The organism is Ignatzschineria larvae DSM 13226, assembly GCF_038500265.1.
GTDB lineage: Bacteria > Pseudomonadota > Gammaproteobacteria > Cardiobacteriales > Wohlfahrtiimonadaceae > Ignatzschineria > Ignatzschineria larvae.
Window position 1 is genome coordinate 1,381,731 of record NZ_CP150637.1, and the last position, 19,964, is coordinate 1,401,694.

Annotated in this window: 4 protein-coding genes; all 4 read right to left on the bottom strand. The window is 40.3% G+C overall.

Going from position 1 to position 19,964, the window contains the following annotated elements:
- Positions 1-29 precede the first annotated feature (29 nt).
- The 4 genes from pstA to WMO13_RS05770 all read right to left on the bottom strand — a co-directional run bounded on the left by pstA (position 30) and on the right by WMO13_RS05770 (position 19,912).
- Complete coding sequence (gene pstA, locus WMO13_RS05755) at positions 30-947, bottom strand: phosphate ABC transporter permease PstA (RefSeq protein ID WP_051396232.1); 918 nt, start codon at positions 945-947, stop codon at positions 30-32.
- Positions 947-1,882, bottom strand: coding sequence for a phosphate ABC transporter permease PstC (pstC, locus tag WMO13_RS05760; RefSeq protein WP_034855747.1), 936 nt, complete (start codon positions 1,880-1,882; stop codon positions 947-949). Before pstC ends, pstA begins: the two co-directional genes overlap by 1 nt.
- Positions 1,883-2,449: 567 nt before the next feature.
- Positions 2,450-3,490, bottom strand: coding sequence for a phosphate ABC transporter substrate-binding protein PstS (pstS, locus tag WMO13_RS05765; protein ID WP_026878970.1), 1,041 nt, complete (start codon positions 3,488-3,490; stop codon positions 2,450-2,452).
- Positions 3,491-3,904: 414 nt separating this feature from the next.
- Positions 3,905-19,912: a pertactin-like passenger domain-containing protein gene (locus tag WMO13_RS05770; protein WP_342386816.1), complete on the bottom strand. Its 16,008-nt coding sequence runs from the start codon at positions 19,910-19,912 to the stop codon at positions 3,905-3,907.
- Positions 19,913-19,964: the final 52 nt, after the last annotated feature.

Here is a 19,964-nt window from a genome sequence, read left to right on the forward strand (position 1 = left end):
ATTGCTTTATATCTGTTTTTCCTGAGCTATTAATCGTTTTTCGTATTGGACTTAAAGAAGACCCGAACGATAATATTGAGTAACAAGATCGCCATTGTGATAAAGAATACCCCTGACCACGCAAGTGCTTGCAAGTTACTATCTGGCGTCATTGCAAAGTTGTAGATTGTAACCGGCAAACTTGCCATTGGCTCCATCACATTCGTACTCCAGAATTGATTAGAGAGCGTCGTGAAGAGTAACGGTGCGGTTTCCCCTGAAATTCGAGCAATCGCTAATAGAATCCCTGTAACAATTCCTGATAGAGATGATTTCAAGGTAATCCGTAGAATAATCTTCCATTTAGGTGTTCCAAGGGCATACGCGGCTTCCCGAAGTGTATTCGGTACGAGCAGTAACATATTCTCTGTAGTACGAATCACAATAGGGATCTGAATCAGAGCCAAAGCAATAATCCCGGCAAGTGCTGAATAGTGCCCCATTCGAACGACCACAACAGTATAGACAAAGAGACCAATCACGATAGAGGGTGCTGATAAGAGGATATCGTTGATAAAACGAATAACCGCTGAGAGCTTCCCTTCGGCATTATATTCTGCCAGATAGATCCCGGCCAAAATACCTAAAGGTGTCCCGATAACAGTTGCCCAAAGGATTAAAATTCCACTGCCCACAATCGCATTGAGTAAACCGCCCCCCTCACTATTCGGGGGTGGTGTCATTTCGGTGAAGAATTGCAGAGAGATGCCCCCCATTCCTTTTGTCGCTGTCGTCCATAAAATCCAGATTAACCAGAAGAGACCAAAAGCCATTGCAATGAGCGATAAGGTAATGGCGAATTTATTGATATATTTCCGGCGTTGCTGCTTTTTCTTGCGTGCTTCAATCACAGCAGTGCGTTCTGCTTGCGTCATCGTTGCTTGTCGAATGTTATTAGAAGAGCTCATTATGCACGCTCCTGTTTCATAAAGAGTTTAGAGATGGCTAAGACGATAAAAGTAATAATAAAGAGCAGTAGACCTAACTCCATCAAGGCTGCTGTATGCAATTCACTTGAAGCCTCGGCAAATTCATTCGCAAGGGATGACGTAATACTATTGCCTGGTGCAAAGAGTGAGAAGCTATCAAATTGATAGGTATTCCCGATCACAAATGTGACCGCCATCGTTTCACCTAGTGCGCGCCCAAGTCCAAGCATCACCCCACCGAATACCCCTTTTTTGGTATAAGGTAGGATCACTTTCCAGATCACTTCCCAAGTAGTCGCCCCTAAACCGTAAGCCGATTCTTTCATAATTCTCGGCGTTCTCTCAAATACATCACGCATGACAGAGGCAATGTAAGGGATAATCATAATCGCTAAAATAATCCCGGCAGTTAAGATACCGATCCCGAAAACAGGCCCTGCAAAGAGCTCTTTCAGAAATGGAATATCTTTGCTGAACGATTCTAATGGGCGTTGGAAATATTTCGCGAAAAGCGGTGCAAAGACAAAAAGCCCCCACATACCGTAAACAATACTAGGGATCGCCGCTAATAATTCAATCGCAACACCAATGGGTCGACGTAGCCAAAGTGGGGAAAGCTCTGTCAAGAAGATCGCAATCCCAAAACTCACAGGAACAGCGATCACAAGCGCAATCACAGAGGTAATAATCGTTCCGTAGATTGGTACTAAAGCACCAAACTGATCCATTGGCGCATCCCACTCTTTATTCCAGAGGAAGCTCAAACCAAATTCTTTGATACTCGGCATTGAAGCAATAATAAGGGACAACATAATGCCGGTTAAGAGGATTAAAACAAATATCGCTGAGGATTTTACACTAATGGCAAAAATTTTATCAGGAATAGGCGACTGAGGATTCTTTATCGTTTTCATCGAGTCTCTTCTTTAGATTCTTTAAGGTTGATCGTTGACTGATCGTTTTGAGTAACATTTTGAGTAACTTTACTACCTTGCTCTACGGCTCTATCTTATTCCTCTGAGAAGAAATCGCTATGCAGTAGATCAAGTGATAAATAGATAACTAATTCAAATATTCATTCAAACATTGTTTTGTAGTTTTATAGTAATATCGGTTCAAAATAAGCTTATTAAAATGCCGGCGCATCGGTTGTAAAAAGAGAGGTAGCTATTCTATCCGGCATCTTGCAAGTGTTATTGAGTACGGTTTATGTTCTTTTAAAATCCTGCAATAACTGTTTAAAAACCACTTTTCTTAAACTAGATTTACTATATTTCTAGCTCTACATTTATGCACTTCTAAAAATTCAATATCATAAACCAATTTACAACAAGATAAATGATAAATTGATCTTGAAGACGAAAACCCAATCATAATAATTCATTCTATGATTGGGTTTTCTTTGTTTAACTACGACTCTGACCAGGATTGATATTGAATCATTCTAATCATCGAGTATTAAACCGTTATCAATTATCTTTTTATTTGATTTCAATATCATTTTTGAGTGTTGTTTGAATGATCTCAACGACATTCTCTGGAAGTGGTGCATAATCAAGCGCAGTCACAATCTCTTGACCTTGCTTTCCAAATCCCCAGTTAAAGAAATTTACGATCTCATTAATTACTACAGAATTTTTTTGCTCTTTGTGAAGCAACACAAAAGTTGTAGAAGCTAAAGGCCACGCATTTTTACCTGGTTTGTCCGTCATATCTTGTACAAAAGACTCATTCCATTTAACTTCTTTAGCCGCTGCACTAAATGAATCGATTCCAGGGCTTACGATTTCGCCATCTTTAGAGACTAATTTTGTGTAACTTAAGTTATTTTGTTTTGCATATACATACTCAACATAACCGATTGAACCTTCGATACGTTGAACGAATGCTGTCACACCGTCATTCCCTTTACCACCGATACCCACAGGCCAGTTCACAGTTGAACCGCTACCGACTTTCTCTTTCCACTCGTTATTCACTTTTGCAAGGTAGCCTGTGAAGATGAATGAAGTACCTGAACCATCTGCACGACGAACAACAGAGATATCTTGATTAGGAAGGGTTAATGAAGGATTTAATTTAGCGATTGCGGGGTCATTCCATTTCTTGATTTTACCAAGATAGATGTCACCTAAAGTTTCGCCATCTAATACTAATTCATTTGTTTTGATACCATCCACGTTAATCGCTAATACCACACCACCGATTACGGTTGGGAATTGGATTAAACCTTTCTCTTTAAGCTGCGCTTCAGAAAGTGGCGCATCTGATGCACCAAAATCTACTGTCCCCGCTTCGATCTGTTTAACACCTGCAGATGAACCGATTGATTGGTAGTTAATACGATTACCAGTCTCTTTGGCATATTCAGCAGCCCATTTGGCATACACTGGTGCGGGGAAAGAAGCACCCGCGCCGGTAACTGTTACAGGGTTTTGCGCCATTGCGCCTGTTGCACTTACTGCAACACCAAAAGCGACTGCAGCCGTTAATTTTGCGATGTTGTTCTTGAAAGTTTTCATATAGAAACGCTCCTAAGTGTACAAAATAAAAGTTTATGATTTAAGGAGACGGGTAGATTTTGTGTCTTCATTCCCGCGACTGAAGACAGTATATAAATCGATTGTGACAATTCTGTAACAATTAAGAAATATTTCTATATTGATAGTCATACCGGTTTAAGATTCCCCACTCTTGCAAATATGTTCAATCACTAATTTAGAACCTACTTAAACAGTTCTTACAAAATGTCAGATAGAACAGCTTCCTTGCCTCGATCAACTGATACGCCGGCATTTAAATAATGCTTATTTTGAACCGATCTTACTATGACTTAGGGTTACTAAAACTGCAGATAAAAAAAGCCATCAAATATTTCTACTTGATGGCTCTATATTAATCACTGTAAAACAGAATAGTGTATTTTAAATCAATGGTTAATCAATCGCTTTTTGTGGAATACGATACTTAAGCGTCATGCCCGCACCATAATCCTTCGATTTATGTTTACCTTTACGATAGAAAGTATCGAGCGTCATTGTGAGATCCTCCGCGATCACACCCGTCACCCCAGCTTTCAACTCAACAGAGAATCCGTCGCGTAAGCCATCGAATTTATCTCCATCAAACTGCGTTACGGCTTTAGTACCATCGTACCAGAGGTTAATACCGGCATAAGGCTTGATATCACCCTCTTTTGGATAGACAAAGAGTCCTACACGGCCAGCAGTATTACCAGAGATTGAGTTTTTCACCCAAACGCCGGAACTCTCATCCCGATAACGCTTCGCACTGAAGTTTAGATAGGTCAATTGTGCTTGTGGTTCAATCACAACATTATTACCTAAGTCGATTGGATATCCACCTTGTAACGTAATGTTCCAGAGATGTGAACGATACGATGATGTTGGGTTACCATGACTTTCCACTTTATTACGATAAGTACCGTAAGAGATCAATCCATCAATATAAGGTGTTAATGGATTATCGTTCTCTAAGTACCAAGTACCATAGATTCCAAATGCCTGACCCGTTACACGACCTTTAGATTCACGTTTCTCTTTACCGTTAGACATAATCTCAAGGAATTGGTTATTCGCATGAGTTTTTGCCTTCATCGTCGTGATCATTAAACCTAACCGAGCAGTTCCATCCATACCTAGATCAAAGAGATGATCTCCCCCGATCGTCGTGCTGAAGTAATCATTGTCATAATCGACTTGACCTTCACCTGTACGACCTTTGTTCTTACCGCCACGGGTAATATTCCAAATACTACTATCAGGCATAAATTCACCATTGATCGTAGAGGTATTCAAACCGAGTGAACGGATACCGCTTGCACTCACTTCATTACCTCCAAGACCAACACCGCCTAATCCAGGAATTTGAGTATGAACAGCGGCTTTAGTGTTCGCAATATTCACCCCAATATCTGAGCGGAAGTATATACCTTTCGCAGGTTGGGTATTTGGATTATCTGGTTTATCTGGATCTACTGGTTTGTTTGGATCTACTGGTTTGTTTGGATCTTCTGTTGCAAGATCACCCGATAGATACCAATTATGATCTTCTTTTCCTTTCGTTAAGAAGTATTCATAACTACCTAAAGTAATGGTATTGGCAGCTTTAAATGCATCATCAGAAGATTCAATCGTCTCGATCAACATCAGATCTTTCTCACCAAGTTTACCTCCTGCACCCGATGTATTGACATTGACCTTAGTGGTACCATCTGCTTTACCTTTAATGACCAATTTATCGGCAATGGATTTACCCACGCCATTGATATTGGCATTCATATAGAGCATAGCATTACCACTTCCTGTGTAATCACCATCAATTGTTAAGGTATTCCCAACAATATTACCCGCAATATTACCCGCAAGACGAATATCGCCACTATTGTGTAAGGTTGCGCCTAGATAGAGATCTTCAGTGCCTGTTGCTTGCATGCCGCGCGCTTGACCTGAAGTATCATTCAGACCTACTTGAATAGTGCCAGCATTATTGAAGATAGCACCTTTTGTACCATTCAAATGACCGGTACCGAAGAATAATCCTCCTTTCTCAACCATCATGCCACCCACAGTTTGTGTTGTGCCATTCAAGTTGAAGTTCGCACCATTTTTAACAGTGAGATAAGAGGTATTACCAAGCGCTTTGTCACCGGCAACTTTTAAGCCACCGGAAGTAACCGTTGTTGCTCCGTGATAGCTGTTATTACCTGACAATGTAACAACGCCCTCTTTGGTATTGTTACGAATCTCAATACTACCTGCTGCATGACCTCCTTTCTCAGAAATATCAGCTTTGAAAGTATTATTGTTACCCGCAATACCTTCTAATACCACAGTACTACCATCAAGGATCGCAAGTTTCTGCAATTGATAGCTCACATAGAGACCATCATCTTTCTGGCTTGTTGTTAAACCATAATCGAATGTTCCCTCTGCTACTGCTTTGCCACTGCCATCAGTAGAGATTCCGCTATTCGTCAACTTCTGAATAGTTGCCTTATTAGTAAGCGGTTTACCATCTTCACCTGTCATCTCTAATTTGAGATTACTAGTTAAGTTGCCTTCTATTGCTTTCGCATCTACTAACTGCAATTGTGGATCACCGATATTAAGCTCAATCAGACTTAAACCATCCTTCACAGTATCATCCAAAGTATCTGGCATCTTCTCAACTCGTACTGTGCCACCTGTGGTATCTCTTAAATCTAACGTATCCACATGCATCACATTTTGCGATTTGAGCTGTGCACCTTCTTGGTAAACACCATTAGTGAAGATTAGCGTTCCGCCACCAAAAGCAACACCACCGATATTACTATCGCCGTCAAAGCCCTCTTGATACTTCACATTTGAGCCTGCACCGACTTTCAAGGTCGCATTCGATAAAGTATTCGTTTCACTACCACGAACTTCATACTTCTCATCTAAGATAAACTGCCCATTTTGAAGATTGAAGGTTCCTCCAAAGTCTTTGACATTATTACCAAGCGTGATATCTCCCTCTTTACCTTCTGCATTTAAGGTCAAGGTTCCATTACCCATGAGTTTCTTATCAAAGGTATTGTCTTTCACTCTTAAATTTGAGTCAGCATCAACGTTGAATGTGCCATCAAAATCTGCAGTCTTCTCGTTATAGTCAAGATCTGTATCTTTAAGACCTAACGTACCATTACCACTAATTGTGTTATTGAGATAGTTAGGGTCTGGTGAGATACCATTTTGATCTTTGTTATAACGATCAAGGATGAGAGAGCCACCAGCACCGATATTAACTCCGGCAGAACCTAAGCTCTCAGTTTGGTTGATGGTTACATTGCTCTTATCCTTATCATTTGGACCAATCTCAACAGTTACATCCTTACCAAGACCGTCATTTTTGCCAGTTACACTAAAGTCTTTATCCCCATTAACAATGATATTACCGGTATCACCTTTCAAACCACCATTTTTTGTCGATGAACCACCGCCATTAATGACTAAGTTCCCACCATCAAGGTCAATAACTCCCTGATTATTGAGACTGCCATCTACTTCAACTTTTCCTGGTTTATTTCCATTGCCTTTGGTACCGATAGAGATATCACCGGATAAATTATTATTAAGGTTACCCCCAACTTTCATCTCACCGCCATCGAGCTCAATCTTGTTATTATTGTTAACATCTCCTTTAATGTAGATATCACCACCATCAGTTTTAATAGTGCCATCATTTTCAAGTTTTCCGCCACCATTGATATTACCACCTCCGGTGATGATAGAACCGCCATTACCGTTATTATCAGGTTTATTAATAATATCACCATCTTTGGTTGTTACATCCCCACCTTCGCCTGGTTTACCAGGTTTTGATGTGTTGATATTTCCACCTTCATTATTGATGCCATTATCGCCATTAACATTACCGCCACCGGTTGTGATTTCACCACCTTTACCATTGTCGCCAATGCCATTATCGACTTTACCGCCAGCATTCACATCACCACCATCAGTGTTGATCTCTCCGCCTTTGTTATTGACATCATTCTTCGCGGTGACGTCTCCACCTTCACCGGGTTTATTAGGCTTAGAGGTATCTATCTTACCGCCATTGTTATTGTTGATATCTTTACCTGATTCAACATTACCACCGCCGGTATTGATCGACCCACCATTTTTACCATTGGCATCACCACCGTTATTGATAGAACCATTACCGCCGGTATTGACATTACCGCCGTCAGTATTGATTTCCCCATCTTTATTGTTGATGTCACCATCTTTGGTTGTTACATCTCCACCTTCACCTGGTTTACCAGGTTTTGATGTATCGATATTTCCACCTTCATTATTGATGCCATTATCGCCATTGACATTACCGCCACCGGTTGTGATTTCACCACCTTTACCATTGTCGCCAATGCCATTATCGACTTTACCGCCAGCATTCACATCACCACCATCAGTGTTGATCTCTCCGCCTTTGTTATTGACATCATTCTTCGCGGTGACGTCTCCACCTTCACCGGGTTTATTAGGCTTAGAGGTATCTATCTTACCGCCATTGTTATTGTTGATATCTTTACCTGATTCAACATTACCACCGCCGGTATTGATCGACCCACCATTTTCACCATTGGCATCACCACCGTTATTGATAGAACCATTACCGCCGGTATTGACATTACCACCGTCAGTATTGATTTCCCCATCTTTATTGTTGATGTCACCATCTTTGGTTGTTACATCTCCACCTTCACCTGGTTTACCAGGTTTTGATGTATCGATATTTCCACCTTCATTATTGATGCCATTATCGCCATTGACATTACCGCCACCGGTTGTGATTTCACCACCTTTACCATTGTCGCCAATGCCATTATCGACTTTACCGCCAGCATTCACATCACCACCATCAGTGTTGATCTCTCCGCCTTTGTTATTGACATCATTCTTCGCGGTGACGTCTCCACCTTCACCGGGTTTATTAGGCTTAGAGGTATCTATCTTACCGCCATTGTTATTGTTGATATCTTTACCTGATTCAACATTACCACCGCCGGTATTGATCGACCCACCATTTTTACCATTGGCATCACCACCGTTATTGATAGAACCATTACCGCCGGTATTGACATTACCGCCGTCAGTATTGATTTCCCCATCTTTATTGTTGATGTCACCATCTTTGGTTGTTACATCTCCACCTTCACCTGGTTTGCCAGGTTTTGATGTGTCGATATTTCCACCTTCATTATTGATGCCATTATCGCCATTAACATTACCGCCACCGGTTGTGATTTCACCACCTTTACCATTGTCGCCAATGCCATTATCGACTTTACCGCCAGCATTCACATCACCACCATCAGTGTTGATCTCTCCGCCTTTGTTATTGACATCATTCTTCGCGGTGACGTCTCCACCTTCACCGGGTTTATTAGGCTTAGAGGTATCTATCTTACCGCCATTGTTATTGTTGATATCTTTACCTGATTCAACATTACCACCGCCGGTATTGATCGACCCACCATTTTCACCATTGGCATCACCACCGTTATTGATAGAACCATTACCGCCGGTATTGACATTACCACCGTCAGTATTGATTTCCCCATCTTTATTGTTGATGTCACCATCTTTGGTTGTTACATCTCCACCTTCACCTGGTTTACCAGGTTTTGATGTATCGATATTTCCACCTTCATTATTGATGCCATTATCGCCATTGACATTACCGCCACCGGTTGTGATTTCACCACCTTTACCATTGTCGCCAATGCCATTATCGACTTTACCGCCAGCATTCACATCACCACCATCAGTGTTGATCTCTCCGCCTTTGTTATTGACATCATTCTTCGCGGTGACGTCTCCACCTTCACCGGGTTTATTAGGCTTAGAGGTATCTATCTTACCGCCATTGTTATTGTTGATATCTTTACCTGATTCAACATTACCACCGCCGGTATTGATCGACCCACCATTTTCACCATTGGCATCACCACCGTTATTGATAGAACCATTACCGCCGGTATTGACATTACCACCGTCAGTATTGATTTCCCCATCTTTATTGTTGATGTCACCATCTTTGGTTGTTACATCTCCACCTTCACCTGGTTTACCAGGTTTTGATGTATCGATATTTCCACCTTCATTATTGATGCCATTATCGCCATTGACATTACCGCCACCGGTTGTGATTTCACCACCTTTACCATTGTCGCCAATGCCATTATCGACTTTACCGCCAGCATTCACATCACCACCATCAGTGTTGATCTCTCCGCCTTTGTTATTGACATCATTCTTCGCGGTGACGTCTCCACCTTCACCGGGTTTATTAGGCTTAGAGGTATCTATCTTACCGCCATTGTTATTGTTGATATCTTTACCTGATTCAACATTACCACCGCCGGTATTGATCGACCCACCATTTTTACCATTGGCATCACCACCGTTATTGATAGAACCATTACCGCCGGTATTGACATTACCGCCGTCAGTATTGATTTCCCCATCTTTATTGTTGATGTCACCATCTTTGGTTGTTACATCTCCACCTTCACCTGGTTTGCCAGGTTTTGATGTGTCGATATTTCCACCTTCATTATTGATGCCATTATCGCCATTAACATTACCGCCACCGGTTGTGATTTCACCACCTTTACCATTGTCGCCAATGCCATTATCGACTTTACCGCCAGCATTCACATCACCACCATCAGTGTTGATCTCTCCGCCTTTGTTATTGACATCATTCTTCGCGGTGACGTCTCCACCTTCACCGGGTTTATTAGGCTTAGAGGTATCTATCTTACCGCCATTGTTATTGTTGATATCTTTACCTGATTCAACATTACCACCGCCGGTATTGATCGACCCACCATTTTCACCATTGGCATCACCACCGTTATTGATAGAACCATTACCGCCGGTATTGACATTACCACCGTCAGTATTGATTTCCCCATCTTTATTGTTGATGTCACCATCTTTGGTTGTTACATCTCCACCTTCACCTGGTTTACCAGGTTTTGATGTATCGATATTTCCACCTTCATTATTGATGCCATTATCGCCATTGACATTACCGCCACCGGTTTCAAGGTTTCCATCTTTATTATTGACATCACCACCAGGTGCATTGACATCACCACCTTCAGTATTAGTATCTTTACCGGAATTATCATAGTCCGATCCTGATCCATTAGAGCCTGGCTTATCACCACCACTTTCACCGCCGTTTTCACCGCCAGTACCTGGTTTGTCGCCACCACTTTCACCGCCGTTTTCGCCGCCAGTACCTGGTTTGTCGCCACCACTTTCACCGCCGTTTTCGCCGCCAGTACCTGGTTTGTCGCCACCACTTTCACCGCCGTTCTCGCCGCCAGTACCTGGTTTGTCGCCACCACTTTCACCGCCGTTCTCGCCGCCAGTACCTGGTTTGTCGCCACCACTTTCACCGCCGTTTTCACCGCCAGTACCTGGTTTGTCGCCACCACTTTCACCGCCGTTTTCGCCGCCAGTACCTGGTTTGTCGCCACCACTTTCACCGCCGTTTTCGCCGCCAGTACCTGGTTTGTCGCCACCACTTTCACCGCCGTTCTCGCCGCCAGTACCTGGTTTGTCGCCACCACTTTCACCGCCGTTCTCGCCGCCAGTACCTGGTTTGTCGCCACCACTTTCACCGCCGCTCTCGCCGCCAGTACCTGGTTTGTCGCCACCACTTTCACCGCCGTTTTCACCGCCAGTACCTGGTTTGTCGCCACCACTTTCACCGCCGTTTTCGCCGCCAGTGCCTGGTTTATCGCCACCACTTTCACCGCCGTTCTCGCCACCGTTGCCGTTTTCGCCACCAGTACCTGGTTGTTCTGTTGGTTCAAAATCAGTCGTCAAATACCAGTTGTCATTAGATAATACTAAGAACTGCTCGTATGAACCTTTTTTGACATCATTATATTTGAACGCATTTTCAGTTGACCCACCTGTTTTGATCATTGCTAAATCACCAACAACTAATTGACCAGCTACACCAGTTGTTGTAATAAAGACATTTGTTTGACCCGAAGCTTTTCCTTCAATAATTAGTTGATCGCCTGTAGCTGAATGGTTTCCCATAATATGGGCATTCATATGGAGCGCTGCATCATCACCAGCACCTTCATAATTACCTGTAATAGTTAATGTATTACCAATCTTTGGCCCACGAAGATCCAATGCTCCCTCATTGCGAAGTGCAGAATTAAACTTTAAATGATTAATTGTATCTTCATTACTTATCTTCTGCGCATCGGACATCCCTACTTGGATAGTACCGGCATTGTAAAAGATCCCACTATTTCCTTCCTTATGCTCTAGAACACCAGTTCCTTCAAAGCGTCCATCTTTACGTACAGTCAATCCTCCAACGGTTTGTTCAGTACCATTAAGATCAAAAGTTGCTTTTTCAGAGACTATCAGCATAGAAGTCGTACCTAAGGCGCCAGTAATACCAGCAATCAAACTACCTGACACGACCGTTGTCGTTCCTGAATAGCTATTCTTGCTATTATTTAAGATAACAGCACTACCCTCGATATTACGAATCTCAAGATTTCCATTGCCTGATTTATCAGAAATTAACGCTGTAAACGCATTTGCTTTATCTTTACTGCCCTCAAGAATTACGGTTTTCCCATCAAGAATAGCAAGTCCGGTGAGCTGGTAATTTACGAAAAGACCTTTATCTTTGGACTTATCCTCTGACCTCAAATCATAAGCAAATATTCCTTCTGCTACTACTTCTGAATCATTTGGTGCAGTCGATTTATTAGTAATATTTACAGCCTTATCCTTTACTGACTGACCTTGTTGATCAGTTAATTCTAAATTCAGCTCGCTAATGTCTCCCTTAACCTCTTTTGTACTTGCTAATTGGAGATAGGCATTATCTGCAACGTTTAAATCAATTAAACTCAAACCTTGAGTAGATGGATCTAATGCTTCCGGCATTCCCTCAACACGCACTGTACCACCATTTGAGAAATCAAGAGTATTCGTATTTAATACGTTCGTAGAACTCATTTGAGCCCACTCTTGAGAGATACCATTATTAAAGGTTAATTGACCGCCACCAAAGCTCACATTATTGAGTTCTTGATTACCTTGAGCATCTTTCTCAAAACTCACATTAGAATCACTTCCAATATTAAGCGTACCTTTACTGACTGCATTACTATTGTTGTCATTTAGAGTCAATTGGCCATTATTAATATTCACCGTTCCAGCGAAATCTGAACCAACATTACCCCCGAAGTTAAACTCTCCTTGATTCGCATCAATAGTTAATTGACCATTACCAGTTAGGCCATGATTAAACCCATTATCTTTTACTTTTAAATTAGAATTTTGGTCTACATCAAAGTTTCCACCAAAGTCATTTGCTTTATCTTTTTGATAATCAAGATCAGTATTCACAAGACTGACTGTTCCATCGCCTTTAAGAGTACTATTTAAGTGGTTAAGATCTAACGAACCTCCCTCTGGTGACTTATTGAAGTGATCGAGTACCAAGGTACTACTAGCGCCGATATTGACAGTATTGCCCTCACCACCAAGATTGTCATTTTTCGAAACAGTGAGCGAACTGCCGCCATTTTCTGTCCCTGGTTTTGATCCTAACGTCCAGCTACCATTGAAATTTGAATTATCGCCCTTAACTACAATCTCGCTATCATTAAGCGTAACATCCCCTTGACCTTTAATGGTTTGCTCTAAAGTGTTATTTGAATCACTCTCTTTAGGAATATTATTGAAAGTCAAGTGAGAATTGTCAGTTTCTAAATTAACTGTCGCACCTTCTCCACCTAAATGTTTAAGATCATCGTTAATGATGAGGTTTCCATTTTCATCAACCTTAATGGTGCCACCAAAACCGCTATTATCACCGGCAAGTTCAACATCCCCAGGATTCTCACCTTCAGTACCTGGCTTAATATTAATATGCCCTTGACCGCTAATGTTGTTTTTCACAGCATCATTACCGGTCTTTTCACCCACAAGCGTTAAAGTACCATCATTTTTGATACCCGCTTCACCAAGGCTTCCACCTTGATCAATAACAATATGGCCGTTACCGTTATTCCCTTCACCTTTGCCAATATTGACATTCACGCCAGAACCTAAGCCGCTATTGTTACCGCTCACAGTAAAGGTATTATCCCCATTTGTTTTGCTACCAGGGACATTGATACTACCGCTATCCCCTTTGAGACCGCCATCTTTGGTTGATGAACCACCGCCATTGATATTGAGATTACCGCCATCTAAATCGATAACCCCATCATTTTTGAGCTCTCCGGTCACATCGACTTTGCCAGGTTTACCATCTTTGTTACCAATAATGATTTCGCCAGCTTCTTTCTTATTATCAAGCATTCCACCAACATTCATCTCACCACCGCCAAGATCAATCTTGCCGCTGTTAGTGACATTATTATCGATTGAAACATTACCGCCCTCAGTTGTGATCTGACCACCTTGGTTGGTTAAATTACCATTAGCTGTGATGTTGCCACCACCAGTCTTGATTTCACTTTCTGCTCCTTCGTTGGTAATATCCCCTTTAGCTGAGATATCTCCGCCTATTTCTCCTGGGCGAGAGGTATCGATCTTACCACCATTTTGGTTAGTAAGATCTTTACCTACTTCAATATTTCCACCGCCGGTTTTCGTTTCACCGCCGTTATTGGTGAAATCACCTTTACATTCAGTTTCACTTGACTCATCACACTCTGGTGTTGGGTAAACAATAATGTTTCCACCTTTATCATCTTCTTTCGAGGTATCAATCACACCACCATTATTGGTGAGATTTCCACCATTGCCTGGTTTTGGCTTACCATTTTCATCGACTACAGGCTTACCAGTTTCAGGATCAATCTCACCACCGACAATAATATCTCCACCGCCAGTTATGACATCACCATCACCAGATTTTGCATTTTCTGATGGTTTTTTATTGGTGAGGTCGCCACCAGATGTGATATTTCCACCTTCACCATTCGGATTTGAGGAGTCTATCTTACCTTCATTATTGATACCGGCACCGCCAGAAACATTACCGCCACCAGTTACAATATTACCTCCAGATTTATTATCCAAAGTGCCATCAATAATGACATTACCACCTGTATCACCCGGTTTTGCAGTATTTACATTACCACTATTTTCAAGGTTCCCATTATCCTTAGTCGTAACATTACCACCATCAGTAATGATATTTCCACCTTGATTATCTTGATCGGGATTATTGCTAATGCCACCATTTCCGGCATTAACATTACCACCTTTCCCTTCTTCTCCTTCTGGTTTTGAAGTATCAATATTTCCACCATCATTATTAATACCATTACCTGAGACATTACCTCCTCCTGTCGTAATATCACCATTTTTATTATCAATATTCCCACCGGCATTAACATTACCACCATCTGTAATAATCGTACCATCGCCGTTATTAATATTACCACCAGAGTTAAGATCACCACCTTCCCCTGGTTTTACTGGATTAGCGGTATTAATCTCACCCTTATTTTGATTATTAATATCCCCACATTTTTTCGGGTCAGTATTAGTACAATTGGTAGATAAGTCGCCACCTTCAGTTTCTAATTTTCCACCATCATTATTGATACTACCACCATTTTCAACAGTAACATCTGAGCCACCTGTATTAGCACCATTACTATTATTGGTATTATTATAATCGCCTTCAATAATCGTCACATTTTTGGCTTCATACTTGAGGTATAGCCCTTTATCTGCGTTATCTGCGATCAGCATATCTCCTGTGCCAAAGATATACCCATAAGTTACCTTCACTTTGGTTTTATTATCAGCAAGAGTAAAAGTTTGCTCTACAGTATCTCCCTCATTAATTGTTTTGCCATTTATTTTATAAACAACACTATCCCCAACCTCTAAACTGCCATTCCCTGAAACTTTAGCTAATTGATGAGTGTCACTTGAACCAAAAATATCATTGACGCTTTGTGGTGCATCTGATCTAGTTGCTCGTCCTTTCTCATCAGTTGCAATATTTACATTAATAATACCGCTTTTAATATAAAGATTATTAGCAACTAAAAGGCTATCCTGACTTCCTATACCAAAGTTGAAATTAAGCTGACTATCTGAACCATCCATAGTGAAATTATTAAAGGATGATTCACCCTTGATTGTTGCTGTAGAATTCTCACCGATTATAATACTACTCTGAGCAAATTTATCACCTGATAAATCTGTATTTTTGACATTTTTAAGAGAATAAGTACCTGTAAATTCTGGATTAATTTTATCACCAAATACAAGCTCTCTATCACTTGCATTAATATCGACTTTACCACTACCGCTTACTGAGGTGTTAAATGTATAAGTATCACCTTGTTTCAAGGCAATATCTAATACCCCATTCTCTGCTAGTACAACATTACTTGATCCTAAAGCTTGATCACTTTGAACCGTCAAAACGCCATTTTGAACATCAAATTTCCCACCCCAATTATTATTATCAGCAGATAAAGTAAGGCCGGCATCAATACCAGAAACTACTAAAGTTCCTTGACCTTGTAAACCGTCTGATTTTGTACTGGTACCTTTCCCACTTACAGTAAGAGTACCATCTTGAGCTATCTTTAACGCACCTTCATTTTTCAGATTTGTGACAGATTGTGATTGATCATGAAGATTAACAATACCATTATCAGTAATGACTAAAGCGCCTAAACCAAAGCCATCTTTTTTAGTAAGATTAACTGTACCATTTTTGACAGTTGTGCCACCAGTGTAGCTATTACTTGCATTACCATATTGCATACCCACTTGGTTTGCATCAAGTACAACTCCCCCAGCTCCAGTCAAAAGTAAAGCAAAACTTTTGTCTTTGTCACTGTCAGTTGCTTTAATATCTAATTCTCTTCCTTGAATGATTTGAACAGAATGGAGTCCTGAAGTAACAAATAGACCATTACGATCTCCATTTGTTGTGGTAACACCTTCACCATATTTTGCAAAACCAACAATTGCATTGTTTTGGCGAAGAGTACGCTCTAGTTCGATAAAACTCTCTTCATCCTGCACTTTAACTTCTTCACCATTAACAGATACCTTGGTACTATCATTTAAAATAACAGACTGATTTCCAGAATCAACAAGCGTCAAATTATGTTTTTTACCAACACCTGAAGCAAATACTTGCTCAGCAGTCAGTTCGGCTCCATCCTTAATTGGACTACCATTGCTTTCCGCTCCTTGACCATATCCATCTTCAATAGTGATATTAACTGTACCCCCATTGAGATTGAGTTGATTAACAGTCAATTTCCCATCTACTTTTGGCGTTCCAGCTAAACTTCCATTGAAATTCAAGCTAGAATCTTTATTAAAGGTTGCATTTTTAGCGGTAAGATTGCCATCCATTACCAGCGTAGCACCCTCGTTTAAAACAAGATTACTTTTCCCACTAATTGTTTGCTGATTGCTTCCTTCTTTAGCAGAAAGAGTCGCTGTTGTAAAATTATAGGTTCCTGCATATTGATTACCGACATTTGAACCAAATACAAAGTGATTCTGTGCATCTTTACCAACAATATCTACTTGCCCTTGACCTGATAAAGCTTGGTTAAATTCAGATTGATTTTGAATCTTAATACGACCATCTGAGCCAATATTTAAACGCCCTTGACCAAAACTTAAAATATCATTAAATAATAACGTACCATTAACATTAATATTGGCAGCAAGATCACTTTGCACACTCGTAATCGTCGTGGTCGTACCTTTATTTAGTACAATAGTAGAATCTGCACCACCTTTTAATTGTGATGCATTGGTTATTGTATTATTACCAGCTAACGTTAATTGCCCGTTTCCTAAGACAATTGTCCCAAGAACATTATCATTTCCCTTAACAAGTAGAGAATTACCACGTAATTGGATCTCTCCCTTATTCTTAAGGCCAGCAAACTCTTGATTATTAATCGCTAACCGTAGTGTTCCACCTTCAACAATTAAGTTATTTTGACTAATATTTTTATTCAAAACAACGGTACCCGCACCAGTTACCGTCGTCGATCCCTTATAGTTGTATACTCCATCTAATGTGATAATACCGCGTTTGGAATCTATTGCTAAATTAGCACTATTATCACCATTAATAACTGCTTTAGATACAGTTTCTGCGGTCTCTTTACCAATTGTGAGATTTAGGGTTTTCCCTGATTTAATATCATACCGATAGGCTCCTGAGCGAAGATACAGGTCTTGATCATTCTTACCTCCCCAGGCAAGCCCTGTTCCTACATAAATCTTAGCTACATCATCATCAATTATTTGTGAATTAGAATCATTATTTACAACAACCCCATTCTTTTCTCCCCCATTCCACCCTACATTCCCTGCCTTTTTATCGGGATCTTTGACAGAATAAACCTTTAACATATTAGGATTATTTTTAAAATTTTCACTAGGATTCAACACCGTAATCAGAGTATCAGAGGTGCCGTTTTCATCCAGATGTGTATAATTTGTAGAGCCAGCCAGTATATCTTGTGATGGTAACCAGTCTGAATCAACATACAGTCTATTGGGATCAGTAACTCCTGATGACCCTTCTTTCATATCCCAACGACCAAATACTTGCCCTGGGGCATTTTGATGTTCGAGATGGATATAGCTGTGAAGAGATGTTAATTCAATAGGTTTGCTTGTATGATCCCCTAAAAGAACAAAATGGGATCCTGTTATATCAAATCCTTGGAAATCAGGGTTACGCTCATATAATCGATTGTATTGCTCTGGATTATCGAAATAAAACCCAACACCATCACCACTAATTTTTTTAGACTCAAAAGTATTTAAAAAGTTATTAGTGAATGATATAGTTTTATAATCTTGTACATTATTACGGTTATCAAAATGCAATGTCGCTTGATGATTACTGTCTTTGATAGTTTGATTAAAATACATCATCTGTAAGGGTGAATTACTACCTAAAGCTGTTGAACCTGTTTTAGTCACATCTGCTTCAATAATAACAGGACCACCATTACCGACAACCTCAATTTGTCTATCTATAAGATTGACAGGAGCCCTATATTGACCACCAGTCGCATTCAAAATAACTTTAGTAGTGTTACCTTTAGATTGCTGATGTTGATTCGTATCAATAATCAATTTTTTAGTATCAATATTGCCCATTTGACGAAAGTCAATCTTTGAATCATACAGTACAACTAATGAATCTAATTCTCGAACCTTAAACTGAGGGGCTGGAGATTTCTCATTACGATTAACATTCATCCCAAATACAACTTGTCCTCCCATCACTACAAAATTAGCGTCTAGATTTTGAGTATCCGCGAGATACAACGAGCCTGTACAATATATATATCCGTTGGCTCCTGGTCGTGCTCTATTGTCAATCGTTACGACTTTACCATCTGAATTAGACCCGCTATATGATACATTCCATCGATCCGCACTAACAAATTGTAATCCATCTTTCCAACGAGCATTTTCCTCCTCATACATTACCCCTGTATTATTCAATATACTAATCTTACTGGCATCTACAACTTTATCGAATTTAATACTACCGGCTTTCGATGTTTTAGGCGCTTTATTATTAGAACGATTATCAAATTCAATAGTAGCCTTTGCGGAACGTCCATAAAAATCAATCGTTGTCTTTTTAATATATGCCTGTCCAGGGTGATCTGCACCTTCCCAAGTCCAATTATGTATATCAATTGCACTACCTGTTGTACTGACTTTTAGCTCTTCAATGGAATTGTAGTTGTAAATATTTATAGGCTGATTATTTGTCTTCTGCCAAGCATCGACAGTTATAGTACCGGTAATCTTCCCCATCAATGCTAAGGCAGCATTTGCAGGCACTATTATATTCACGTTCTTCAGTACAGAATTTGCACTTGTTTTAAACATCTTGGCACCTGGATTAAATGTCACATTCAATGTGTCATTATTGTTCCCTGTCCAAATATCATTATCACTAGTAATGGTAAGAGATCCACTTGTAACATTATTGCCTGTAAGATCTGCAAAAGGTGCAATTGCTACAATAGATTTAGGTACAACCACTGATCGCATAGATTGTTTATCATCATCCTCATCTTCTATAGTAGGAAGAACTTCAGGAGCAGATAAGTCATAAGCGCTTTCATTAGAAAATTCTTCACTTTCTTGCGCATATGAGGTTGTTATTAGACAACCAGCCATTATTAGTGATAGCCAAACTCTATTATGGGGGTAACGAGTGCTTTCTATAGTTCTACTTGTAGATTTTGCAACTGAACTATTACCTGTATCACTCTGACCTAATTCACTTGTAACCACTTTACGTTGTAATTTATGATTCCAAATGACCTTAAAAATTCTATTCATTTATGTACTCCTTAATCTAATCTCAGATAATAACTAACGCTAATACAAAAAC

Bases quoted from the DNA above. Each gene is read 5' to 3' on its own strand.
- pstC (WP_034855747.1), bottom strand. From the start codon at position 1,882: ATGAAAACGATAAAGAATCCTCAGTCGCCTATTCCTGATAAAATTTTT.
- pstS (WP_026878970.1), bottom strand. From the start codon at position 3,490: ATGAAAACTTTCAAGAACAACATCGCAAAATTAACGGCTGCAGTCGCT.
- pstA (WP_051396232.1), bottom strand. From the start codon at position 947: ATGAGCTCTTCTAATAACATTCGACAAGCAACGATGACGCAAGCAGAA.
- WMO13_RS05770 (WP_342386816.1), bottom strand. From the start codon at position 19,912: ATGAATAGAATTTTTAAGGTCATTTGGAATCATAAATTACAACGTAAA.